Annotated in this window: 22 protein-coding genes; 7 read left to right on the top strand and 15 right to left on the bottom strand. The window is 52.7% G+C overall.

All coding sequences use genetic code 11. The features are described 5' to 3' along the window. Positions 1–41: 41 nt before the first annotated feature. From SK38_RS03930 to yebG, 3 genes are all read right to left on the bottom strand, one after another. On the bottom strand, positions 42–701 hold the full coding sequence (locus SK38_RS03930; protein ID WP_048235202.1) for a tellurite resistance TerB family protein: 660 nt from the start codon (positions 699–701) through the stop codon (positions 42–44). A gap of 94 nt (positions 702–795) precedes the next feature. Beyond that, positions 796–1,149, bottom strand: coding sequence for a protein YebF (yebF, locus tag SK38_RS03925; protein ID WP_020996626.1), 354 nt, complete (start codon positions 1,147–1,149; stop codon positions 796–798). Positions 1,150–1,270: 121 nt separating this feature from the next. Then, a complete protein-coding gene (gene yebG / locus SK38_RS03920) occupies positions 1,271–1,561 on the bottom strand; it encodes a DNA damage-inducible protein YebG (protein ID WP_032943780.1) in 291 nt (96 codons plus the stop codon). 132 nt (positions 1,562–1,693) lie between these two features. Between yebG and purT the strand changes: the two genes are divergently transcribed. Continuing rightward, positions 1,694–2,872 carry a formate-dependent phosphoribosylglycinamide formyltransferase gene (purT, locus tag SK38_RS03915; protein ID WP_048235201.1) on the top strand — a complete coding sequence of 393 codons (1,179 nt, stop codon included), beginning with the start codon at positions 1,694–1,696 and terminating at the stop codon, positions 2,870–2,872. 67 nt (positions 2,873–2,939) lie between these two features. Here purT and kdgA read toward each other — a convergent pair whose 3' ends face one another. From kdgA to zwf, 3 genes are all read right to left on the bottom strand, one after another. Beyond that, positions 2,940–3,581 (bottom strand): bifunctional 4-hydroxy-2-oxoglutarate aldolase/2-dehydro-3-deoxy-phosphogluconate aldolase, encoded by a 642-nt coding sequence (gene kdgA, locus SK38_RS03910; RefSeq protein ID WP_003034901.1) that lies wholly within the window; start codon positions 3,579–3,581, stop codon positions 2,940–2,942. A gap of 34 nt (positions 3,582–3,615) precedes the next feature. After that, a complete protein-coding gene (gene edd / locus SK38_RS03905; RefSeq protein ID WP_008785050.1) occupies positions 3,616–5,427 on the bottom strand; it encodes a phosphogluconate dehydratase in 1,812 nt (603 codons plus the stop codon). A gap of 233 nt (positions 5,428–5,660) precedes the next feature. Continuing rightward, on the bottom strand, positions 5,661–7,136 hold the full coding sequence (zwf, locus tag SK38_RS03900; RefSeq protein ID WP_003833817.1) for a glucose-6-phosphate dehydrogenase: 1,476 nt from the start codon (positions 7,134–7,136) through the stop codon (positions 5,661–5,663). Positions 7,137–7,500: 364 nt separating this feature from the next. Between zwf and SK38_RS03895 the strand changes: the two genes are divergently transcribed. Both SK38_RS03895 and pyk read left to right on the top strand, forming a co-directional pair. Continuing rightward, on the top strand, positions 7,501–8,370 hold the full coding sequence (locus SK38_RS03895) for a MurR/RpiR family transcriptional regulator (protein ID WP_008785051.1): 870 nt from the start codon (positions 7,501–7,503) through the stop codon (positions 8,368–8,370). Between the two features lie 119 nt (positions 8,371–8,489). Continuing rightward, positions 8,490–9,932 (top strand): pyruvate kinase, encoded by a 1,443-nt coding sequence (gene pyk, locus SK38_RS03890; RefSeq protein ID WP_003034890.1) that lies wholly within the window; start codon positions 8,490–8,492, stop codon positions 9,930–9,932. A 45-nt stretch (positions 9,933–9,977) separates the two neighbouring features. Here pyk and lpxM read toward each other — a convergent pair whose 3' ends face one another. From lpxM to znuA, 3 genes are all read right to left on the bottom strand, one after another. Beyond that, entirely contained in the window at positions 9,978–10,949 is a 972-nt protein-coding gene (lpxM, locus tag SK38_RS03885) for a lauroyl-Kdo(2)-lipid IV(A) myristoyltransferase (protein ID WP_048216176.1), read from the bottom strand. 119 nt (positions 10,950–11,068) lie between these two features. Then, the gene (gene mepM / locus SK38_RS03880) at positions 11,069–12,388 is read right to left on the bottom strand and encodes a murein DD-endopeptidase MepM (RefSeq protein WP_003833825.1); all 1,320 of its coding nucleotides are present in this window, start codon (positions 12,386–12,388) and stop codon (positions 11,069–11,071) included. A gap of 15 nt (positions 12,389–12,403) precedes the next feature. Then, positions 12,404–13,348, bottom strand: coding sequence for a zinc ABC transporter substrate-binding protein ZnuA (gene znuA / locus SK38_RS03875; RefSeq protein ID WP_048225779.1), 945 nt, complete (start codon positions 13,346–13,348; stop codon positions 12,404–12,406). Between the two features lie 78 nt (positions 13,349–13,426). Between znuA and znuC the strand changes: the two genes are divergently transcribed. Together znuC and znuB are read left to right on the top strand one after the other, a co-directional pair. Continuing rightward, on the top strand, positions 13,427–14,182 hold the full coding sequence (znuC, locus tag SK38_RS03870) for a zinc ABC transporter ATP-binding protein ZnuC (RefSeq protein ID WP_048235200.1): 756 nt from the start codon (positions 13,427–13,429) through the stop codon (positions 14,180–14,182). Next, positions 14,179–14,964: a zinc ABC transporter permease subunit ZnuB gene (znuB, locus tag SK38_RS03865; protein ID WP_003034874.1), complete on the top strand. Its 786-nt coding sequence runs from the start codon at positions 14,179–14,181 to the stop codon at positions 14,962–14,964. The genes znuC and znuB overlap by 4 nt, the downstream gene beginning before the upstream one ends. 78 nt (positions 14,965–15,042) lie before the next feature. On the opposite strand, the gene ruvB is transcribed toward znuB, so the two are convergent. The 6 genes from ruvB to aspS form a co-directional block, all read right to left on the bottom strand. Next, complete coding sequence (gene ruvB / locus SK38_RS03860; RefSeq protein ID WP_003034872.1) at positions 15,043–16,053, bottom strand: Holliday junction branch migration DNA helicase RuvB; 1,011 nt, start codon at positions 16,051–16,053, stop codon at positions 15,043–15,045. 8 nt (positions 16,054–16,061) lie between these two features. Then, a complete protein-coding gene (gene ruvA / locus SK38_RS03855) occupies positions 16,062–16,673 on the bottom strand; it encodes a Holliday junction branch migration protein RuvA (RefSeq protein ID WP_003034869.1) in 612 nt (203 codons plus the stop codon). Positions 16,674–16,753: 80 nt separating this feature from the next. Beyond that, positions 16,754–17,275 (bottom strand): crossover junction endodeoxyribonuclease RuvC, encoded by a 522-nt coding sequence (gene ruvC, locus SK38_RS03850; protein WP_003034867.1) that lies wholly within the window; start codon positions 17,273–17,275, stop codon positions 16,754–16,756. A 34-nt stretch (positions 17,276–17,309) separates the two neighbouring features. Then, positions 17,310–18,053 carry a YebC/PmpR family DNA-binding transcriptional regulator gene (locus SK38_RS03845; RefSeq protein WP_003833836.1) on the bottom strand — a complete coding sequence of 248 codons (744 nt, stop codon included), beginning with the start codon at positions 18,051–18,053 and terminating at the stop codon, positions 17,310–17,312. Between the two features lie 28 nt (positions 18,054–18,081). Further along, positions 18,082–18,525 (bottom strand): dihydroneopterin triphosphate diphosphatase, encoded by a 444-nt coding sequence (gene nudB / locus SK38_RS03840; RefSeq protein WP_003034863.1) that lies wholly within the window; start codon positions 18,523–18,525, stop codon positions 18,082–18,084. A gap of 1 nt (position 18,526) precedes the next feature. Then, on the bottom strand, positions 18,527–20,299 hold the full coding sequence (gene aspS, locus SK38_RS03835) for an aspartate--tRNA ligase (protein WP_003833841.1): 1,773 nt from the start codon (positions 20,297–20,299) through the stop codon (positions 18,527–18,529). A gap of 287 nt (positions 20,300–20,586) precedes the next feature. Here aspS and SK38_RS03830 point away from each other — a divergent pair, with 287 nt between their 5' ends. Both SK38_RS03830 and SK38_RS03825 read left to right on the top strand, forming a co-directional pair. Then, a complete protein-coding gene (locus SK38_RS03830; protein ID WP_048216172.1) occupies positions 20,587–21,153 on the top strand; it encodes a hydrolase in 567 nt (188 codons plus the stop codon). Continuing rightward, on the top strand, positions 21,150–21,968 hold the full coding sequence (locus SK38_RS03825) for a DUF72 domain-containing protein (RefSeq protein WP_048235199.1): 819 nt from the start codon (positions 21,150–21,152) through the stop codon (positions 21,966–21,968). Before SK38_RS03830 ends, SK38_RS03825 begins: the two co-directional genes overlap by 4 nt. Positions 21,969–22,008: the final 40 nt, after the last annotated feature.

Below are 22,008 nucleotides of genomic sequence, written 5' to 3'. Positions count from 1 at the left end.
AGCAATGATGCAAGCGAAACATGCGCCTTAGCGGTAAGTAATTAACCCGGTAAGGCCTGTTTTTGTTCTTTGAGATCCTGTTCAATGCCTTCTCGAACATCCTGCGGGATCTTCAACGCATCGCCCAGCGCATTGAGATAGCTACGCTCCATAAAGTGGTCGATATCAATCGCCGCACAGCTCAGGAAGTAAATTTCTAGCGCTTCTTCTTCGTTGCGGATCCCTTGCGCCAGGCGCTGGGGATCTAACGGTTGTTCAATGGCTCGTTCAATCAGAACGCGGCCCTGCTCTTCCACGCCCGCTTCACGAAGCTGCTGCTCAATGGCCGCTCGTTCTTTAGCATCAATATGACCGTCGCTTTTCGCCGCAAAAACCAGCGCCAGGATCAGACGCTCGGTTCGCTCATCCAGCGGTGAGCTTTGTACGCCGAACTGCGGCTCATCCTGATGCGCAGCGCGAACTTTATCTTTGTACTTGTTCCATAACACGGTACCGGCAACCGCACCGCCGCCCACCAGAAGCGCGCTGGTGCCGTATTTACTCAGTAATTTACGTGAAGATTTGTTGGCAACCAGTAATCCTGCCAGACCGCCTAACGCGCCTGGAACCAGAAGTTTACTCAGCCCTTGCTCGCCAGAAGATGACGTGGAGGATCCTTTTTGCCCAAGAAGAGATTGTAGTTGATTCAGCCAATTAGCCATTTTGCCCCTCAAGTACAGACGAATAATCATCAAAGCGTACCCGAGGGGATGTCAGGAAGTGTTCAGGTCATCAAAAGATGTGCAAATACCTGAGTTACTGCGGCTGATATTCCGCCGTTCCGGCTTTGCAGTCGACTTTTACCTGATAGTGAATATCCGCGCTTTTACCGCGAACCGTCAGGGGAACTGACCATTTCCCGTCTTTGCCCGTAATATCGGGCGTGTTGACCCAGGCGACAGGGTCGGCTTGCCCGACGAGTTTTTGATCGTCAGCCCAGCGCGCGATGCGATTTTGCTGATAGTCACGTTTCACGCTTGCCGCAATACCGTCAGCATCCAGTCCTTCGCACTTGGGGAACTGAACATTCTTGCTTTCCATATTTGCCGCAAATACCGATACGCTGGCAGACAATAACAGCAGGCTCAATAACGCTCTTTTTTTATACATTCTTTTCTCCTTAATCTCCCCTTCGTCCTTCAGGTTACCTGCGGCAACGTGAAATAACGTCAGAGATTGCACAATGATTCAGGGAAAAGCATGGTACAAAACGTCAGGAGCGCAAGTCGTTTCAGGCAGCCTGAGTATCATCCTCAGTGTGTGCATCGTTTTCGACAGCCTGTGGCGAAGGCAGCTTGCCGTTTTTCAGAATGGCGCTCAGCACATCTTTTTGCTCAGCCAGCCACAGGGAAAGAGCTTCACGCTGCTCGTCTTCGAGCGCTACCGGCGATTGCTCCAGCCATGTGTCGAGCAGATCTGCTGTATCCAGCATTTTGTCATACGCATCGGCTTCCTTTTTGCTGGTAAACGACATTTTTTCCTCACCTTCCCGAATGACTACGTATTTAACTTCAACCGCCATTTTTGCAGCCTCTTAAATTACCTGTATTTATGTACAGTATATTCTTTTTAAGCCCTGAAATCAACCTGGTAATAAAGACAGACGCAAACGTTTTCGTATATACTGCGCCCAGATAAAACAGGGGATTAATTTATGACGTTATTAGGCACAGCGCTGCGTCCCGCAGCAACGCGAGTGATGTTATTAGGTTCAGGTGAACTGGGTAAAGAAGTGGCGATTGAATGCCAACGCCTGGGTGTGGAAGTCATTGCCGTGGATCGTTACCCCGACGCGCCAGCCATGCACGTTGCCCATCGCTCCTACGTAATTAACATGCTGGATGGCGAGGCATTACGCCAGCTTGTCGAACGTGAAAAACCACATTACATCGTGCCGGAAATAGAGTCGATTGCCACGGATATGCTGATCAAACTGGAACAGGAAGGTCAACACGTTGTGCCTTGCGCACGAGCGACCCAACTGACCATGAACCGGGAAGGAATCCGTCGCCTCGCAGCCGAAGAATTGTCTTTACCCACATCATCTTTCCGTTTTGCAGACACCGAAACACGATTTCGTGAAGCCGTTGCCGAAATCGGCTATCCCTGCATTGTGAAGCCGGTAATGAGTTCTTCCGGCAAGGGGCAGAGCTTTATCCGTTCAGCCGATCAGCTCACCGAGGCGTGGAACTATGCTCAACAGGGAGGCCGGGCAGGCGCCGGACGCGTTATCGTCGAAGGCGTAGTGAATTTTGATTTTGAAATCACCCTGCTAACCGTCAGCGCCGTTGATGGTGTGCATTTCTGCGCGCCGGTAGGTCATCGCCAGGAAGATGGCGATTATCGCGAGTCCTGGCAGCCGCAGCAGATGAGTGACCTGGCGCTGGCGCGCGCGCAGGAGATTGCCCGCAAGGTGGTACTGGCGCTGGGCGGTCACGGACTGTTTGGCGTGGAGCTGTTTGTCTGCGGTGATGAGGTGATTTTCAGCGAAGTCTCCCCTCGCCCTCACGACACGGGTATGGTGACCTTAATTTCGCAGGATCTGTCTGAGTTTGCCCTGCACGTACGTGCATTTCTCGGTCTGCCCGTTGGCGAAATCCGCCAGTATGGACCTTCTGCTTCCGCCGTTATTTTGCCGCAACTTACCAGCAAGAATATCACATTTGATAACGTACAAGCCGCTGTAGGTGCGGGTATGCAAGTGCGTTTCTTTGGCAAGCCGGAAATCGACGGAAGCCGTCGTCTGGGCGTTGTGCTGGCCACAGCACAGAACATTGAAGATGCGGTGATACGCGCGAAAGACGCAGCCGCACAGGTGAAAGTTGCAGGATAAAAACCAGACCCGTAGGCCGGATAAAGCATTGATGCCGTATCCGACCTACGGTTTACGCATTAACGGCTTACTGCTTCGCGCCTTCTACTGCTTCACGAGCCAGCTTGGTAATACGATCGTAATCACCCGCTTCCAGCGCATCCGCCGGAACCAGCCAGGAACCACCGATGCACAGCACGCTTTTCAGTGCCAGGTAGTCACGGTAGTTCGCCGGAGAGATACCGCCGGTTGGGCAGAAACGCACCTGAGAGAACGGACCCGCAATTGCCTGCAGCGCTTTGGTACCGCCATTTGCTTCAGCAGGGAAGAATTTGAACTCTTTCAAACCGTAGTCCATACCCAGCATCAGTTCAGACACGGTGCTGATACCAGGGATCAGCGGAATAGTGCCTTCCGTTGCGGCTTTCAGCAGCGGCTCGGTCAGGCCCGGGCTGATAGCAAACTGCGCACCGGCTTCGGTCACTTCAGCCAGCTGTTGCGGATTCAGTACAGTACCTGCACCAACGATAGCGTCCGGAACTTCTTTTGCGATCGCGCGAATGGCATCCATCGCACATGCGGTACGTAAGGTCACTTCCAGAACGCGCACGCCGCCTGCAACCAGCGCTTTTGCCATCGGCACTGCGTGTTCCAGTTTATTAACCACGATAACCGGTACAACCGGGCCAGTGGTCAGGATTGCTTCTGCACTTGTCTTCCAGTTTTTCATCAGAGTTTTCTCTCGCCTGATTACAAAATAAGTCTTAAAAAGTGATACAGGTTGCGCCCTGTTCCGCACCGGACAGCTTTTCACGCAACGCGCTGAACATTTCACGGCCTGTGCCCACGCGCGATGCGCTGAGGTCAGGAATGTGAGGCTGACGAGAAGCAAGTTCCTCTTCATCAACCAGCAGCGTCAATTCACCTGTCTGTCCATTCACACGAATGATGTCGCCATCGCGTACTTTTGCCAGTAGCCCGCCATCATAGGCTTCTGGGGTTACATGGATTGCTGAAGGCACTTTACCTGAAGCACCTGAAAGTCGTCCATCGGTAACTAACGCAATTTTGAAACAACGGTCCAATAATACACCAAGTGGCGGCATGAGTTTATGTAATTCTGGCATTCCGTTTGCTTTTGGTCCCTGATGGCGCACAACGACTACGCAATCACGGTCGAGCAGTCCCGCATCGAAGGCCGGCAATACATCATGCTGACTTTCAAAAACAACCGCGGGCGCTTCAATTACCTGATTTTCTACCGGAACCGCCGACGTTTTCATCACAGCACGTCCGAGGTTACCGCTCAGCACTTTGGTACCGCCGTGGTGGGAGAATGGCTGATCGATGGTAGCAATCACATTGCTGTCCAGCGACTTCGCCGCCCCTTCACGCCAGTCCAGCTCACCATCGTTGAGCCAGGGTTCCATGGTGTAACGCGATAAACCAAACCCGGCAACGGTGTTCACATCTTCATGCAGCAGACCCGCGTTCAGCAGTTCGCGCATTAACACCGGCACGCCACCCGCTGCCTGGAAGTGGTTAATATCTGCCGGACCATTCGGATACAGACGCGCCATCAACGGCACGATATCGGACAGATCGGAGAAGTCGTCCCAGTTAATCAGAATCCCGGCTGCGCGCGCCATCGCAACCAGGTGCATTGTATGGTTGGTTGACCCCCCGGTCGCCAGCAGCGCGACAATACCGTTCACCACTACTTTTTCATCGATCATTTTACCGATCGGCATCCATTCATTGCCGTTGCCGGTCAGACGCGTTACCTGACGAGCAGCCGCGGCGGTCAACGCCTCGCGCAGCGGGGCATCCGGGTGTACGAATGAGGACCCAGGCAGTTGCATCCCCATAAACTCCACCACCATCTGGTTGGTGTTTGCCGTGCCATAGAACGTACAGGTCCCCGGTGCGTGATAAGACGCCGCTTCGGATTCAAGCAGCGCCATGCGATCGACTTTGCCTTCAGCATACAGCTGACGGATGCGCACTTTTTCTTTGTTCGCCAGACCACTCGCCATCGGGCCGGAGGGAATAAAGATCGAAGGCAGATGACCAAATGACAGTGCCGCCATCACCAACCCCGGGACAATTTTGTCGCACACCCCAAGGAATAACGCGCCGTCGAACATATTGTGTGAGAGGCCGACAGCAGCCGACATCGCAATCACTTCGCGACTCAGCAACGAAAGCTCCATCCCATCCTGTCCCTGGGTCACACCGTCGCACATCGCAGGAACACCGCCAGCGACCTGGCCTACCGCATTGGCTTCATGCAGCGCTTTACGAATGATGTCGGGATAATGTTCGTACGGCTGATGCGCGGAAAGCATGTCGTTATAGGAGGTAATGATCGCGATATTGTTACGCAGCATGCTTTTCAGCGAGGCCTTGTCATCCGGCTGGCAGGCAGCAAAACCATGCGCCAGGTTACCGCACGCCAGTTGTGAACGATGAACGGTAGTCGATTTCGCTTGTTCAATACGGGCAAGGTAGGCGGAACGCGTGTCGCGAGAACGTTCGACAATACGTTTTGTTACGCGTAACAAATTCGGATTCATAGAGGCTCCTAAAATTTATCTGTCAGAGCGTTGGATCAACAATGTGTTTCAGTTGGGTTAAAAACAGCTGAATCGCTTGTTAGCCGTAGCTCAGGGGCAAAATCGTTTCAGGCAGTGTAATAAAAAAAGCCCCGCGGGTGAATCCACGCGGAGCTTAAAAGTGCAAAAATTATTCTACAATCTGTGTTAGATCATGTTACCGGTAAAATAACACCTATGGGCTAGATGATATTTTACTCGAATTCGTTCCAGGAACGACCATCACGGGTAATCATGGCCACAGAGGCAACCGGTCCCCAGGTGCCGGCCTGATACGGCTTCGGTGCGTCGTTGTCCATTGCCCAGGCTTCGGTAATAGAATCGACCCACTTCCATGCTTCTTCAACTTCATCTCGACGCACAAACAGCGCCTGAATGCCGCGCATAGTTTCAAGCAGCAGGCGCTCGTAGGCGTCGGCCAGATGCGTTTGGTTGAAGGTTTCGGAGTAGCTCAGATCAAGTTTGGTAATTTGCAGGTTATGCTTGTGATCCAGCCCCGGCACTTTGTTCAGTACCTGGATATCGACACCTTCATCAGGCTGCAAACGGATAGTCAGCTTGTTCTGCGGCAGGTCCTGCCAGGATTCTCTGAACAGGTTCAGCTCAGGCGTTTTGAAGTAAACCACCACTTCAGAGCACTTGGTCGGTAAACGTTTACCGGTACGCAGATAGAACGGTACGCCCGCCCAGCGCCAGTTATCGATATCCACACGGATCGCCACAAACGTTTCCGTGTTGCTGCTCTTGTTCGCGCCTTCTTCTTCCAGGTATCCCGGAACTTTTTTACCCTGGGCAAAACCGGCGGTGTACTGACCACGAACTGTCTTTTCACGTACGTTCGAACGATCGATACGACGCAGTGATTTCAGTACTTTCACTTTTTCATCACGGATGCTGTCGGCGCTCAGATCGGACGGCGGAGACATCGCGATCATGCACAGGATCTGCAGCAGGTGGTTCTGGATCATGTCGCGCATTTGACCGGCCTGGTCAAAGTAGCCCCAGCGCCCTTCAATGCCCACTTCTTCCGCCACGGTAATTTCTACGTGGTCGATAGTGCGGTTATCCCAGTTATTCACAAACAGGGAATTGGCAAAACGCAGTGCCAACAGGTTCAGTACCGTCTCTTTGCCGAGATAGTGGTCGATGCGGTAAACCTGGCACTCTTCGAAATACTCGCCAACCTGATCGTTGATTTCACGGGATGTTGCCAGTGATGTACCCAGCGGTTTTTCCATCACCACGCGGGCAGGCTTAGCATTCAGCTTTGCTTCACCCAGACCTTTGCAGATCGCGCCAAAGGTGCTCGGCGGCATTGCGAAATAGTTGATGGTGGTACGCGATTTTTGATCCAGCATTTTGCCCAGACGCTTAAACGCGGCGGTGTCGTTGACGTCCAGGTTACAAAACTCAAGACGACCGCTGAGGGTTTCCCACAAACTTTCATCAATTTTTTCTTTCATGAAGGTTTCGAGCGCTTCGCGCACAACCTTGGTATAGGCTGCTTTGTCCCAGTCGGCACGCCCAACCCCAATGATGCGGGTATCCGGGTTAATCTGGCCGGCCTTTTCCAGTTGATACAGGGAAGGCAGCAATTTCCGTCGCGCCAGGTCGCCCTTCGCGCCGAAAATGACCAGATCACATGCCTGGGCTGTTTGCGTTACCGCCATGTCATTCTCCTCAATTAAGTGCCTGGTGCTTTTGCCAGACACTGGTTGTAATTTTATTACAGTGCACTGTACTGCTTTTACGTGAATCCGGAAACCGTAAACGCTTATCCAGCCGTGCTGTTACCGCGAACAGCCGCTTTATTGGCGTATAACCCATCAAAATGGATAAAAAAGTCGTCTTTTTCGTACCCATGAAGAAGTATGAAAATCCGACTCCGATCATGTAATGAAAAAAAACAACAACTATTTTGTCCATTTTGCCCCGTTGCTGCACTAGCAGGGGTACTATCTACCAGAGTTACCACTCGATTTCCCCTTATCGTTGAAATCGTTTTTGCCCATGACCCATGAGCCTACCTACATCATGAATATGCTGGAAAAAATCCAGTTAAAACTGGAACATTTGAGCAAGTCAGAGCGTAAAGTCGCCGACATTATTCTTGCCTCTCCCGAGCAGGCAATTCACTCAAGCATCGCTGCGCTTGCTGTAGAAGCCAACGTCAGCGAACCGACGGTGAACCGTTTCTGTCGTAGCATGGATACGCGTGGCTTCCCTGATTTTAAACTGCATCTGGCACAAAGTCTGGCAAATGGTACCCCTTATGTTAATCGCAATGTGGATGAGGATGACAGCGTAGAATCTTATACGGGGAAAATCTTCGAATCGGCGATGGCAAGCCTTGACCACGTTCGTCAGTCGCTGGATAACGCGGCGGTAAACCGGGCGGTAGATTTGTTAACCCAGGCAAAGAAAATCGCCTTCTTTGGTTTAGGTTCTTCCGCCGCGGTAGCGCACGACGCGATGAACAAATTTTTCCGCTTTAACGTACCGGTAATCTATTCCGACGACATTGTCCTGCAACGTATGAGTTGTATGAATTGTAGCGACGACGACGTCATTGTGCTTATTTCTCATACTGGAAGAACCAAAAGTCTGGTTGAACTGGCGCAGTTAGCAAGGGAAAACGACGCTATGGTTATCGCCCTCACCTCTCCCGGCACGCCACTGGCGCGTGAAGCCACGCTGGCTATTACCCTCGATGTACCGGAAGATACTGACATTTATATGCCCATGGTCTCTCGACTTGCTCAACTGACCGTGATAGATGTGCTGGCTACAGGATTTACTTTGCGCCGAGGGGCAAAATTTAGAGATAACTTGAAGCGTGTCAAGGAAGCGCTCAAGGAATCGCGTTTTGATAAAGAATTACTCATCAAGAGTGATGACCGCTAAAAGCAATAACAATGTTCTACCCTTTTATCATCCGGGTCGTTCATTTTACCGTTAATGTTTGAGAACGGCCGGATTAATGTTCACGCAACACCTAGTTGTTTCAGTCAACGGAGTATTACATGTCCAGAAGGCTTCGCAGAACCAAAATCGTTACCACGTTAGGCCCGGCAACTGACCGCGATAACAACCTTGAGAAGATTATCGCCGCGGGTGCGAACGTCGTACGTATGAACTTTTCCCACGGCTCTCCAGAAGATCACAAACTGCGGGCGGATAAGGTCCGTGAAATTGCCGCAAAACTGGGACGTCATGTAGCTATTTTGGGTGACCTGCAGGGACCTAAAATCCGCGTATCTACCTTTAAAGAAGGTAAAGTTTTTCTTAATGTTGGCGACAAGTTCCTGTTAGACGCCAACCTCGGTAAAGGCGAAGGCGACAAAGAAAAAGTCGGCATTGATTATAAGGGACTGCCTGCAGACGTCGTGCCTGGCGATATCCTGCTGCTCGACGACGGTCGCGTACAGCTTAAAGTGCTGGAAGTTCAGGGCATGAAAGTCTTCACCGAAGTCACTGTCGGTGGCCCGCTGTCCAATAACAAGGGCATCAACAAACTGGGCGGCGGTCTCTCTGCTGAAGCCCTGACCGAAAAAGACAAAGCCGACATCATTACCGCTGCGCAAATCAGCGTTGACTATTTGGCTGTCTCCTTCCCGCGTTGCGGCGAAGATCTAAACTATGCCCGCCGTCTGGCGCGCGACGCCGGTTGCGATGCGAAAATTGTCGCCAAGGTAGAACGTGCAGAAGCCGTCTGCGACCAGAATGCGATGGATGACATCATCTTGGCTTCTGACGTAGTGATGGTAGCCCGTGGCGACCTGGGTGTTGAAATCGGTGACCCTGAGCTGGTAGGTATTCAGAAAGCGTTGATTCGCCGTGCGCGTCAGCTGAACCGTGCGGTCATCACCGCCACACAGATGATGGAGTCGATGATCACCAACCCAATGCCGACTCGTGCGGAAGTGATGGACGTGGCTAACGCCGTCCTCGACGGCACCGATGCCGTAATGCTCTCTGCCGAAACAGCAGCAGGTCAGTACCCGGCGGAAACCGTCGCGGCAATGGCGCGCGTTTGCCTGGGCGCAGAGAAGATCCCAAGCATCAACGTCTCTAAACACCGCCTTGACGTGCAGTTTGATAACGTTGAAGAAGCGATTGCGATGTCAGCGATGTACGCTGCTAACCACCTGAAAGGGGTCACCGCTATCATCGCTATGACGGAGTCTGGTCGTACTGCGCTGATGACTTCTCGTATCAGTTCCGGTCTGCCAATTTTCGCGATGTCTCGTCATGAACGTACGTTGAATCTGACCTCTCTGTATCGCGGTGTCACCCCGGTTCACTTTGACAGCGAAACAGATGGCGTCGTTGCCGCCAATGAAGCAGTGAACCTGCTGCGCGATAAAGGCTATCTGGTTTCCGGCGATCTGGTGATCGTGACACAGGGCGATGTGATGAGCACCATTGGCTCAACTAACACCACGCGTATCCTGACCGTCGAGTAACACCAGAGTTTGATGTAAAAAGCCTCTCGTTTGAGAGGCTTTTTTTTATTTCTTCGGATAGAGATCTTTGCGCTTATAGGGCTCAATCTCGCCGGGTTTACGCGTCTTAAGCAGTTTCAGTATCCAGGTGTATTGTTCGACATGAGGCGTGACAAAAATCTCCACCTCTTCGTTCATTCGTCTGGCAATGGTGTGGTCATCCGCTGTCAGGATGTCATCCATCGGAGGACGGACCTTAATCGTCAGGCGGTGAGTTTTACCGTCATACACCGGAAACAGCGGCACTACACGCGCGTGGCAGACCTTCATCAAGCGACCAATTGCCGGTAACGTTGCTTTATAGGTAGCAAAAAAATCGACAAACTCGCTGTGCTCAGGCCCGTGGTCCTGATCCGGGAGGTAGTATCCCCAATATCCCTGACGTACAGACTGAATAAACGGTTTGATGCCATCATTACGCGCATGTAATCGACCTCCGAAACGACGGCGTACCGTGTTCCAGACGTAATCAAATACCGGGTTTCCCTGATTGTGGAACATTGCTGCCATTTTCTGTCCCTGGGAAGCCATCAGCATCGCCGGGATATCTACGCCCCAGCCATGAGGAACGAGAAAAATCACTTTTTCATCGTTGCGGCGCATCTCTTCGATGATTTCAAGGCCCTGCCAGTCAACCCGATTCTGAATTTTCTCCGGCCCGCGCAGGGCGAGTTCCGCCATCATGACCATCGCCTGAGGGGCGGTCGCGAACATCTCATCAACAATGGCTTCGCGCTCAGCTTCGCTGCGTTCAGGAAAACAAAGGGATAAATTGATCAGCGCTCTGCGACGTGAGCTTTTTCCCAAGCGTCCAACCATCCGTCCGAGCTTTGCCAGAATAGGATCGCGAAATGACGCTGGCGTTAACGCAATCCCAGCTATCGCCGCTACACCCAGCCAGGCGCCCCAGTAGCGCGGATGGCGAAATGATTTATGAAACTCAGGGATATACTCAATATTCTTTTTTTTCGTTTCCATGCTCTTCCAGTGTCTGGTGCCGCGAAAAGTAAATCTGCTGATAGTGTAGCGGCGCACCGTGCGCCGTACAAAATAAAAAAGCCGGCACGCATCGCGTACCGGCTTTATCAGTGTGCTAATTAATCAAAACGTAGCTGAGGCATAACTTCTTTCACCTGCGCCAGATAATCGGTGCGATCCGAGCCGGTCAGACCTTCTGTACGCGGCAGTTTAGCCGTCAGAGGGTTCACGGCCTGCTGGTTGATCCACACTTCGTAGTGCAGATGCGGACCAGTTGAACGTCCCGTGTTACCTGACAGCGCGATACGATCGCCACGTTTCACTTTTTGACCTGGTTTCACCAACAGCTTACGTAGGTGCATATAACGGGTGGTGTAAGTGCGACCATGACGTACCGCAACATAGTATCCGGCAGCGCCGCTACGCTTCGCTACAACCACTTCACCATCGCCTACCGACAGTACAGGCGTCCCCTGCGGCATCGCAAAGTCGACACCTTTGTGTGGCGCTACGCGTCCAGTCACCGGATTCAGGCGACGCGGGTTAAAGTTCGAGGAGATGCGGAACTGTTTCGCCGTCGGGAAACGCATGAAGCCTTTCGCCAGCCCGGTACCGTTACGGTCATAGAACTTACCGTCTTCAGCACGGATGGCGTAATAGTCTTTGCCTTCAGAACGTAAACGCACGCCCAGCAGCTGGCTTTGCTCGCGCTTACCGTCCAGCATTTCGCGAGACATCAGCACTGAGAACTCATCGCCTTTTTTCAGTTTGCGGAAATCCATCTGCCACTGCATGGCCTTAATCACCGCGCTGATTTCAGAGCTGGTCAGTCCGGCCTCTTTGGCGCTGGCGACGAAGCTTCCGCCCACCGTGCCTTTGATACGGCTGTTAACCCAATCGCCCTGCTGCATTTCGCTGCTCATTTTGAAACCTGTCGCAGTGCGATCGTAAGTGCGGGTTTCACGGCGGGACACTTCCCAGGTCAGACGCTGCAGGTCACCTTCCGCGCTTAAGGTCCAGGATAACTGCTGACCAATTTTCAGATTGCGCAGTTCTTTATCGGAAGCAGCGAGCTGACTGATGTCGCCCATATCGATGCCGTACTGATTCAGAATACTGCTCAGTGTATCGCCTGTGGAGACGACATACTCATGCACGCCGGCTTCACCAGACGTTTTGTCATCCAGTTCATCCTGCGGAATGGCTTCGTCTTCCTGCGCGGCCTGATCGATAGGTTCACTGGCCTCAGGCAACAGTGAACGAATTTCGCTTTTTTCCAGCTCGATAGTTTTAACGATGGGTGCTGAATCGGGATGGTAAACATAAGGCCGCCAGACGGCGACGGCCAATGTCAGTACGGTAAGCGACCCCAGCATAACGCGATGGGGTCGCGGCAGATTATTAAATGCCAGAGCGACAGAGCGGGCTATCTGTTGCACGTATTCACTTCCTCATTAATCTCCTTTCAGGCAGCTCGCATACTGGTTGGCTAATTGGTTCAAAAACGCTGAATAGCTTGTTTTACCCAGTTTGATATTCGTTCCGAGCGGATCCAACGTTCCCATTCGAACGGATGTCCCTCTCGCGACGGCTTCAACGACCGCTGGCCTGAACTGTGGCTCAGCAAAAACGCAGGTTGCTTTTTGCTCAACCAACTGTGTTCTTATTTCATGTAAACGCTGCGCACCAGGTTGAATCTCAGGGTTCACGGTAAAGTGACCAAGCGGTGTTAGTCCGTAGTGTTTTTCGTAGTAGCCATAGGCGTCATGAAAAACGAAATAACCTTTTCCCTTGAGCGGTGCGAGCTCGTTACCTACCTGCTTATCGGTTGCGGCTAATTGTGCCTCAAAATCCTTCAGGTTGGCGTCAAGTTTGGCTCGACTTTGCGGCATAAGTTCCACTAATTTTTCATGGATTGCAACCGCTGAGGCCCGCGCTATCTCTGGGGAAAGCCAAAGATGCATGTTGTAATCGCCATGATGGTGATGCTCGTCACTTTTTTCACCGCCAGCATCATTGTGTCCATGATCGTCATCGTCGTCATCGGCACCTTTCATGAGTAACGGTTTCACGTCATTGAGCTGCGCAATCGTTACCTGTTTCGCGTTAGGAATATTCTTGACTGACTTTTCCATAAACGCTTCCATCTCAGGTCCAATCCAAACAACTAAGTCCGCGCCCTGTAAGCGTTTTACGTCTGATGGACGCAGTGAATAGTCATGTTCGGAAGCCCCGTCAGGCAGGAGAACCTCAGTGTCTGTTACCCCGTCTGCAATGGCTGAAGCAATAAACCCCAGTGGCTTGAGTGAGGCCACCACAGCGGCATTTGCTGCCTGTGTTGCACTACCCCAAAGAGCAGCGGATAATGCTGCGAAAAGAAGCGTATTTTTATGTAACATAATGCGACCAATCATCGTATTGAATGTAAGAAATGTGATATTATAACATTCTATAACTTCTGCAAGACTAAAATTGATATGACGACTTTGGTTTCACTGGAAAATGTCTCGGTCTCTTATGGTCAACGCCGCGTCCTGTCTGACGTATCGCTTGAACTTCGACCCGGTAAAATTTTAACGCTTCTCGGCCCAAATGGTGCCGGGAAGTCTACGCTGGTGCGCGTTGTATTAGGGCTGGTAGCGGCTGATGAGGGAGTAATCAAGCGTAATGGTCAATTGCGGATTGGCTATGTACCGCAAAAACTGTACCTCGATACTACGCTGCCACTGTCGGTAAGTCGGTTTATGCGCTTACGTCCCGGTACCAAAAAAGAGGATATCCTTCCGGCACTGAAGCGCGTTCAAGCCGGGCATCTGATGGATGCACCGATGCAAAAGCTCTCTGGCGGGGAAACACAACGCGTCCTGCTGGCCCGTGCTTTATTGAATAAACCTCAGCTACTGGTGCTCGATGAACCAACTCAGGGCGTGGATGTCAATGGGCAGGTCGCACTGTACGACCTTATCGACCAGTTGCGACGTGAACTGGATTGCGCCGTACTGATGGTTTCCCATGACCTGCATCTGGTGATGGCCAAAACCGATGAGGTACTGTGCCTGAACCATCATATTTGCTGTTCCGGTGCGCCTGAAGTGGTTTCTATGCACCCGGAATTCATCTCAATGTTCGGGCAACGCGGCGCCGAACAACTCGGAATTTACCGTCATAATCACAATCACCGCCACGATTTACAGGGTCGTATCGTCTTACGCCGGGGAAATGGTCACTCATGATTGAATTGTTATTACCCGGCTGGTTAGCTGGGATCATGCTGGCCTGTGCCGCTGGCCCACTCGGCTCGTTCGTCGTCTGGCGTCGAATGTCTTATTTCGGTGATACGCTGGCCCATGCTTCGCTGCTGGGGGTCGCCTTTGGCCTGCTGCTGGATGTAAACCCTTTCTATGCGGTTATCGCCGTCACCCTGTTGCTGGCTGGCGGTCTGGTATGGCTGGAGAAGCGCCCTCACCTCGCGATCGATACTTTACTGGGTATTATGGCGCACAGCGCATTGTCATTGGGGCTGGTTGTTGTCAGCCTGATGTCCAACATCCGTGTGGATCTGATGGCTTACCTGTTTGGTGATTTGCTCGCCGTAACGCCTGAAGATCTTATCTCCATCGCCATCGGCGTGGTTATTGTTCTGGCGATTCTGTTCTGGCAATGGCGTAACCTGCTGTCGATGACCATCAGTCCGGATCTGGCATTTGTCGATGGTGTGAAGCTGCAACGCGTGAAGCTGCTGCTGATGCTGGTTACGGCGTTAACGATTGGCGTGGCGATGAAGTTTGTCGGGGCGCTGATTATCACCTCACTGCTTATCATCCCTGCGGCGACCGCCCGTCGCTTTGCCCGTACGCCGGAGCAGATGGCAGGGGTTGCCGTTGGAGTGGGAATGATAGCGGTTACAGGCGGGCTGACCTTCTCGGCCTTCTATGACACCCCGGCAGGTCCTTCCGTGGTGCTGTGCGCCGCGCTGCTGTTTATTTTCAGCATGATGAAAAAGCAAGCGAGCTAAGCATGCGTTGCCCGGTGGCGCTGCGCTTACCGGGCCCACAAAATCGCCCAGGCCTGATGAGCGTCGCGACATCAGGCATTAAGGCATCTGTGGCGGTGTAATGCCAAAATGGTTCCAGGCGCGCACGGTTGCCATACGTCCACGCGGCGTACGCTGTAGAAAACCTTGCTGAATCAGATACGGCTCCAGCACGTCCTCAATGGTTTCACGCTCTTCCCCAATCGCCGCTGCCAGGTTATCCAGTCCTACCGGCCCGCCAAAGAATTTATCGATAACCGCCAGCAGCAGCTTACGGTCCATATAATCGAATCCTTCCGCATCCACATTGAGCATATCCAGCGCCTGGGCGGCAATATCTGCTGAAATTGTGCCGTCATGCTTCACTTCGGCGAAATCGCGTACCCGGCGTAATAAGCGGTTGGCGATACGCGGTGTACCGCGAGCGCGGCGTGCCACTTCCAGCGCACCTTCATCGCTCATTTCCAGACCCATAAAACGCGCACTGCGCCCAACAATGTGCTGCAGGTCTGCCACCTGATAGAACTCCAGGCGCTGCACAATACCAAAACGGTCACGCAGCGGAGAGGTTAACGACCCGGCGCGCGTCGTCGCCCCAATTAGCGTGAACGGCGGCAGATCGATCTTAATCGAACGGGCAGCCGGTCCTTCACCAATCATGATATCCAGCTGATAATCTTCCATCGCCGGATACAACACCTCTTCCACCACCGGTGACAGACGATGAATTTCATCGATAAACAGCACATCGTGGGGTTCAAGGTTGGTAAGCATTGCCGCCAGATCACCCGCTTTTTCCAGTACCGGACCAGACGTGGTGCGCAGATTAACGCCCATTTCATTGGCGACAATATTGGCAAGCGTAGTTTTACCAAGACCAGGAGGACCGAAAATCAGCAGGTGATCGAGAGCATCACCGCGCAGCTTCGCCGCCTGGATAAAAATCTCCATTTGCGAACGAACCTGAGGCTGGCCAATATACTCTTCCAGCAATTTTGGGCGAATCGCACGATCCACCAGATCTTCAGGGGTAGTGCTGACAGCCGAAATCAGGCGATCTGCTTCAATCATCCGTTACCTCACAATGCCGCGCGAAGCGCTTCACGAATCAGGGTTTCACTGCTGGCATCAGGGCGGGCAATTTTGCTCACCATGCGGCTGGCTTCCTGTGGTTTATAGCCCAACGCCACCAGCGCAGCAACCGCTTCCTGCTCGGCGTCGTCCGTTGTCGGGCTTGCCGGAGACGTCAGGACCAGATCCGCTGCTGGTGTAAAGAGATCACCATGCAAACCTTTAAAGCGGTCTTTCATTTCTACAATCAGGCGTTCTGCGGTTTTCTTACCAATACCCGGTAATTTCACCAGCGCGCCCAGCTCTTCGCGCTCTACGGCATTAACGAACTGCTGAGCAGACATACCGGAGAGGATCGCCAGCGCCAGCTTCGGCCCCACGCCATTGGTTTTGATTAACTCTTTAAACAGCGTGCGCTCTTGCTTGTTGTTAAAGCCATACAATAGCTGAGCATCTTCTCGCACCACAAAATGGGTGAAAATAATCGCTTCTTGCCCGGCTTCCGGCAACTCGTAGAAACAGGTCATCGGCATATGCACTTCATAGCCTACCCCGCCCGTTTCCAGAAGGACCAACGGGGGTTGTTTTTCAATAATGATGCCTCTGAGTCTGCCTATCACGTGACGCTCCTGCGTTAAGGGCTAAAAGGTAATGCGCTATCATAAAAAAAGGCTGGATAGATATCCAGCCTCATTTGTCACTAACGTAACCGACCTCGCGCCAAATTCAGCCTCGACTCGCTCATTTGCATGGCGTTCTGACTGACATGGCAGTGGGTAATGGCAATCGCCAGCGCATCCGCGGCATCTGCTTGCGGATTCGCCGGGAGTTTTAGCAGCGTGCGTACCATATGCTGGACCTGGCTTTTTTCCGCGCTACCGATCCCCACCACGGTCTGTTTTACCTGGCGGGCCGCGTATTCAAAGACCGGTAGATCCTGATTGGTCGCCGCAACGATTGCCACGCCGCGAGCCTGTCCCAGCTTTAGCGCCGAGTCGGCGTTCTTCGCCATAAAAACCTGCTCAATGGCAAAATAGTCCGGCTGAAACTGGGTGATGATTTCCGTCACGCCCGCGTAAATCAACTTCAGACGTGACGGGAGATCGTCGACTTTGGTGCGAATGCAGCCGCTGCCGAGGTAGGTCAGTTGCCTGCCGACCTGACGAATAACGCCATAACCGGTGATGCGAGACCCCGGGTCAATGCCGAGAATAATAGACATCACGCATCTCCTGTTATTTTATGGCTTAACCACATCATTCTAAGGTGGCAGCAACCTCATCGGAGATTTCACCGTTGTGGTAAACTTCCTGCACGTCGTCGCAGTCTTCCAGCATATCGATCAGACGCATCAGCTTCGGCGCTGTTTCTGCATCCATATCCGCTTTGGTGGATGGGATCATAGACACTTCAGCTGCGTCCGCTTTCAGACCAGCCGCTTCCAGCGCGTCACGCACTTTGCCCATCTCTTCCCACGCGGTGTAAACGTCAATTGCGCCGTCGTCGAAGGTCACAACGTCTTCAGCACCTGCTTCCAGCGCCGCTTCCATGATGGCGTCTTCGTCGCCCTGTTCAAAGGAGATCACGCCTTTTTTGCTGAACAGGTAAGCCACGGAACCGTCGGTACCGAGGTTACCACCCGTTTTCGTGAACGCGTGACGCACTTCCGCAACGGTACGGTTACGGTTGTCAGACAGACATTCAATCATAACGGCTGTACCGCCAGGACCGTAACCTTCATAGATGATGGTTTCCATGTTGGAATCTTCATCACCACCCACACCGCGCGCGATTGCACGGTTCAGGGTGTCACGGGTCATGTTGTTAGCCAGCGCTTTATCAACCGCTGCACGCAGACGCGGGTTAGCATCCGGATCGCCGCCGCCCAGTTTAGCCGCCGTCACCAGCTCACGTATTATTTTGGTGAAAATTTTACCGCGTTTAGCATCCTGCGCTGCTTTACGGTGTCTGGTGTTGGCCCATTTACTATGACCTGCCATAAATAATATCTCCAAAAAGCGCGCCTTTTCAGGCGACGTTAATTACAAACTCTTCAATCGCCTGCCGGTTACTCCACGACTTGGTTAATTGGGCGGCTTCAACCGCATTAACCCAACGATAGGTCAGATGTTCGGTGAACACGATCTCTCGTTCTGAGGGAAGTGCCAGGCAAAACCAGGATTCAGTATTACGTTCAATTCCCGGTGCATAGCGATGACGTAAATGGCTAAAAATCTCAAACTCCACCGTGCGCTGACAGTCAATTAAGGTCAGTTGCTCAGATGCAACATCAATGGCGACCTCTTCCTTTACTTCGCGCATAGCGGCTTGCGACGCGGTTTCACCTTCTTCAAGGCTGCCGGTGACCGACTGCCAGAAATCAGGATCGTCGCGTCGCTGTAACATCAGCACTCTCCCGGTGTCCTTTGCATAAATCACGACTAACACCGAGACAGGCTGTTTATATGTCATATCAGTTATTCTCGGCCTTCTTAACAACCTGAATGCTCAGTTCCGCCAGCGCAGCTGCGTTGGCAAAGCTTGGCGCTTCAGTCATCAGACACGCTGCAGCCGTAGTTTTCGGGAAAGCAATAACGTCACGAATGTTGTCAGTACCGGTCAACAGCATAGTCAGACGGTCCAGACCAAACGCCAGGCCAGCATGCGGCGGTGTACCATATTTTAGCGCATCCAGCAGGAAGCCGAATTTCTCACGCTGTTCTTGCTCATTAATGCCCAGAATACCGAATACGGTTTGCTGCATGTCGCCGTTGTGAATACGCACGGAACCGCCGCCTACTTCGTAGCCGTTGATGACCATATCGTACGCGTTGGCAACCGCGTCTTCCGGCGCTGCTTTCAGCTCAGCGGCCGTCATATCTTTCGGCGCGGTGAACGGGTGGTGCATTGCGGTCAGGCCGCCTTCACCATCGTCTTCAAACATTGGGAAGTCGATAACCCACAGCGGCGCCCATTTGGCTTCGTCGGTGATGTTCAGGTCTTTACCCAGTTTCAAACGCAGCGCGCCCATCGCGTCGGCAACTACTTTCTTGTTGTCGGCACCGAAGAAAATCATGTCGCCGTCTTGTGCACCGGTACGTGCCAGAATCGCTTCCACAATTTCTGCGTTCAGGAACTTAGCAACTGGGCTGGTAATACCTTCCAGACCTTTCGCACGTTCGGTGACTTTGATGTAAGCCAGGCCTTTCGCGCCGTAAATCTTGATAAAGTTACCGTAATCGTCGATCTGCTTACGGCTCAGCGCAGCACCGCCCGGTACACGCAGAGCAGCTACGCGGCCTTTCGCATCGTTTGCCGGGCCAGAGAACACTGCGAACTCAACGTCTTTCACCAGATCGGCGACGTCAACCAGCTCCATCGGGTTACGCAGGTCTGGTTTATCGGAACCGTAACGACGCTCAGCTTCGGCAAAGGTCATGATCGGGAAATCACCCAGATCGACACCTTTCACTTCCAGCCACAGATTACGCACCAGCGCTTCCATCACTTCACGCACCTGCGGTGCGGTCATGAAGGAAGTCTCAACGTCGATCTGGGTAAATTCAGGCTGACGGTCAGCACGTAAGTCTTCATCACGGAAGCATTTAACGATCTGATAGTAGCGGTCAAAGCCAGACATCATCAGCAGCTGTTTAAACAACTGAGGTGATTGCGGCAGCGCGTAGAATTTACCTTTATGTACGCGAGAAGGTACCAGGTAATCGCGCGCGCCTTCCGGCGTCGCTTTGGTCAGCATCGGTGTTTCGATGTCGAGGAAGCCGTGGTCGTCCATAAAACGACGCACCAGACTGGTGATTTTGGCACGCGTTTTCAGGCGCTGCGCCATTTCAGGGCGACGCAGATCTAAATAGCGATACTTCAGTCGCGCTTCTTCGGTGTTGACGTGGTTAGAGTCCAACGGCAGCGAGTCTGAACGGTTGATGATGGTCAGATCGGAGGCCAGCACTTCAATTTCGCCCGTCGCCATATCGGCGTTGACGTTTTTCGCGTCACGCGCACGCACGGTGCCCGTAACCTGGATGCAGAACTCATTACGCAGTTCGGAGGCCAGCTTTAACGCGTCCGCACGGTCCGGATCGAAAAATACCTGCACGATACCTTCGCGGTCGCGCATATCGATAAAGATCAGGCTACCAAGATCACGACGACGGTTGACCCAACCACACAGAGTCACCTGCTGCCCCTCGTGGGACAGACGTAGCTGTCCGCAATATTCTGTACGCATGAGATATCCCTTAACTTTGCCGCAGGCGGATTGTCACCTGTCTCGCAGATGACGAAGTCGCAGCTTTAGCTGAATGTCACAACTGAATGAAAAAAGGCGGCTATTATACTGGAAATTCTGCCGCACGATAAGAGCCTACTGGGATAGACTCTCAGTCCGGTACTGACTGTACGCCTGTTTCCTGGACGGGCATTGCGTAATCTCACAAAAAATAACAAAAATTGTCGCCCCTTTCACACTGATTCGCGATTAAGGTGTAACGGAATTCTTTTATTACTGGAGTGACCATGCTGGAATTGAACGCTAAAACAACCGCCCTTGTCGTAATTGATTTACAGGAAGGGATCCTGCCTTTCGCTGGCGGCCCTCATACGGCACATGATGTGGTTACCCGCGCCGCGCAGTTGGCGGAAAAATTCCGTGCCCACGGTTCCCCGGTGGTAATGGTGCGCGTCGGCTGGTCTGACGATTACGCCGAAGCGCTGAAACAACCCGTAGATGCTCAGTCTCCGGCAAAAGCGTTACCTGAAAACTGGTGGCATTACCCGGCTGCTTTGGGGAAATGCGCCAGCGATATCGAAGTGACTAAACGCCAGTGGGGAGCCTTCTATGGCACCGATCTGGAATTGCAGCTGCGTCGCCGGGGTGTTGATACCATCGTCCTGTGCGGCATCTCGACGAACATTGGCGTTGAGTCGACGGCGCGAAATGCGTGGGAGCTGGGTTTCAGTCTTATCATTGCAGAGGATGCCTGTAGCGCCGCCAGTGCTGAGCAACACCAGGCCAGCATGACCCACATTTTCCCGCGCATTGCGCGCGTTCGCAGCGTGGAGGAGATTCTGCAAGCGCTATGATTTATATCGGTTTACCCCAGTGGTCGCATCCAAAATGGGTGCGTCTGGGGATCACCAGCCTTGAAGAGTATGCCCGCCACTTTAACTGCGTGGAGGGCAATACCACGCTGTATGCGCTGCCTAAATCCGATATTGTTGCCCGCTGGCAGGCACAGACCACCGATGCGTTTCGATTTTGTTTTAAATTTCCGGCGACCATTTCGCATCAGGCTGCGCTGCGTAATTGTGATGACCTGGTACAGGAATTTTTTACGCGCATGTCGCCGCTGGAATCGCGCATTGGACAATACTGGCTGCAATTACCTGCGACTTTTGGCCCACGCGATCTGCCTGCCCTGTGGCAGTTTCTCGATGTGCTCCCGAATTCCTTTACCTACGGTGTGGAAGTTCGCCATCCAGACTTCTTTGCCAAAGGCGAAGCCGAGCAGCTATTTAATCGCGGTTTACACGAGCGCGGAGTAAACCGGGTGATTCTGGACAGCCGCCCGGTGCATGCCGCAATCCCGCATACTGAAGCAATACGTGACGCCCAGCGCAAGAAACCGAAGGTTCCGGTGCATGCGGTGGTGACGGCAAACCATCCGATGGTACGCTTTATCGGTAGCGATAATATGGCACAAAACAGCGAGCTTTTTGCCGTCTGGCTGACCAAGCTATCGCTATGGCAACGCACCACGACGCCGTATCTGTTTTTGCATACGCCGGACATCGCGCAGGCCCCGGAGCTTGTTGATACGCTATGGGCAGATTTACGCAGCGCCCTGCCAGAGATCGGATCAGCACCCTCTATTCCACAGCAATCTTCTCTTTTCTGAAAATGCCACCTATCATAGTCAGTGCCATCAACCCAACCGT

It is taken from the genome of Citrobacter sp. MGH110 (genome assembly GCF_001037515.1).
Classification (GTDB): Bacteria; Pseudomonadota; Gammaproteobacteria; order Enterobacterales; family Enterobacteriaceae; genus Citrobacter; species Citrobacter portucalensis.
This window is presented reverse-complemented; position numbering and strand designations above follow the sequence as displayed.

Excerpts from the sequence above, each read along its gene's own strand:
- znuB (WP_003034874.1), top strand. The coding sequence starts at position 14,179 with ATGATTGAATTGTTATTACCCGGCTGGTTAGCTGGGATCATGCTGGCC.
- zwf (WP_003833817.1), bottom strand. The coding sequence starts at position 7,136 with ATGGCGGTAACGCAAACAGCCCAGGCATGTGATCTGGTCATTTTCGGC.
- SK38_RS03895 (WP_008785051.1), top strand. The coding sequence starts at position 7,501 with ATGAATATGCTGGAAAAAATCCAGTTAAAACTGGAACATTTGAGCAAG.
- SK38_RS03930 (WP_048235202.1), bottom strand. The coding sequence starts at position 701 with ATGGCTAATTGGCTGAATCAACTACAATCTCTTCTTGGGCAAAAAGGA.
- purT (WP_048235201.1), top strand. The coding sequence starts at position 1,694 with ATGACGTTATTAGGCACAGCGCTGCGTCCCGCAGCAACGCGAGTGATG.
- nudB (WP_003034863.1), bottom strand. The coding sequence starts at position 18,525 with ATGACATATAAACAGCCTGTCTCGGTGTTAGTCGTGATTTATGCAAAG.
- yebG (WP_032943780.1), bottom strand. The coding sequence starts at position 1,561 with ATGGCGGTTGAAGTTAAATACGTAGTCATTCGGGAAGGTGAGGAAAAA.
- SK38_RS03845 (WP_003833836.1), bottom strand. The coding sequence starts at position 18,053 with ATGGCAGGTCATAGTAAATGGGCCAACACCAGACACCGTAAAGCAGCG.
- ruvB (WP_003034872.1), bottom strand. The coding sequence starts at position 16,053 with ATGATTGAAGCAGATCGCCTGATTTCGGCTGTCAGCACTACCCCTGAA.
- edd (WP_008785050.1), bottom strand. The coding sequence starts at position 5,427 with ATGAATCCGAATTTGTTACGCGTAACAAAACGTATTGTCGAACGTTCT.
- lpxM (WP_048216176.1), bottom strand. The coding sequence starts at position 10,949 with ATGGAAACGAAAAAAAAGAATATTGAGTATATCCCTGAGTTTCATAAA.
- ruvC (WP_003034867.1), bottom strand. The coding sequence starts at position 17,275 with ATGTCTATTATTCTCGGCATTGACCCGGGGTCTCGCATCACCGGTTAT.
- aspS (WP_003833841.1), bottom strand. The coding sequence starts at position 20,299 with ATGCGTACAGAATATTGCGGACAGCTACGTCTGTCCCACGAGGGGCAG.
- SK38_RS03825 (WP_048235199.1), top strand. The coding sequence starts at position 21,150 with ATGATTTATATCGGTTTACCCCAGTGGTCGCATCCAAAATGGGTGCGT.
- yebF (WP_020996626.1), bottom strand. The coding sequence starts at position 1,149 with ATGTATAAAAAAAGAGCGTTATTGAGCCTGCTGTTATTGTCTGCCAGC.
- SK38_RS03830 (WP_048216172.1), top strand. The coding sequence starts at position 20,587 with ATGCTGGAATTGAACGCTAAAACAACCGCCCTTGTCGTAATTGATTTA.
- kdgA (WP_003034901.1), bottom strand. The coding sequence starts at position 3,581 with ATGAAAAACTGGAAGACAAGTGCAGAAGCAATCCTGACCACTGGCCCG.
- pyk (WP_003034890.1), top strand. The coding sequence starts at position 8,490 with ATGTCCAGAAGGCTTCGCAGAACCAAAATCGTTACCACGTTAGGCCCG.
- znuC (WP_048235200.1), top strand. The coding sequence starts at position 13,427 with ATGACGACTTTGGTTTCACTGGAAAATGTCTCGGTCTCTTATGGTCAA.
- znuA (WP_048225779.1), bottom strand. The coding sequence starts at position 13,348 with ATGTTACATAAAAATACGCTTCTTTTCGCAGCATTATCCGCTGCTCTT.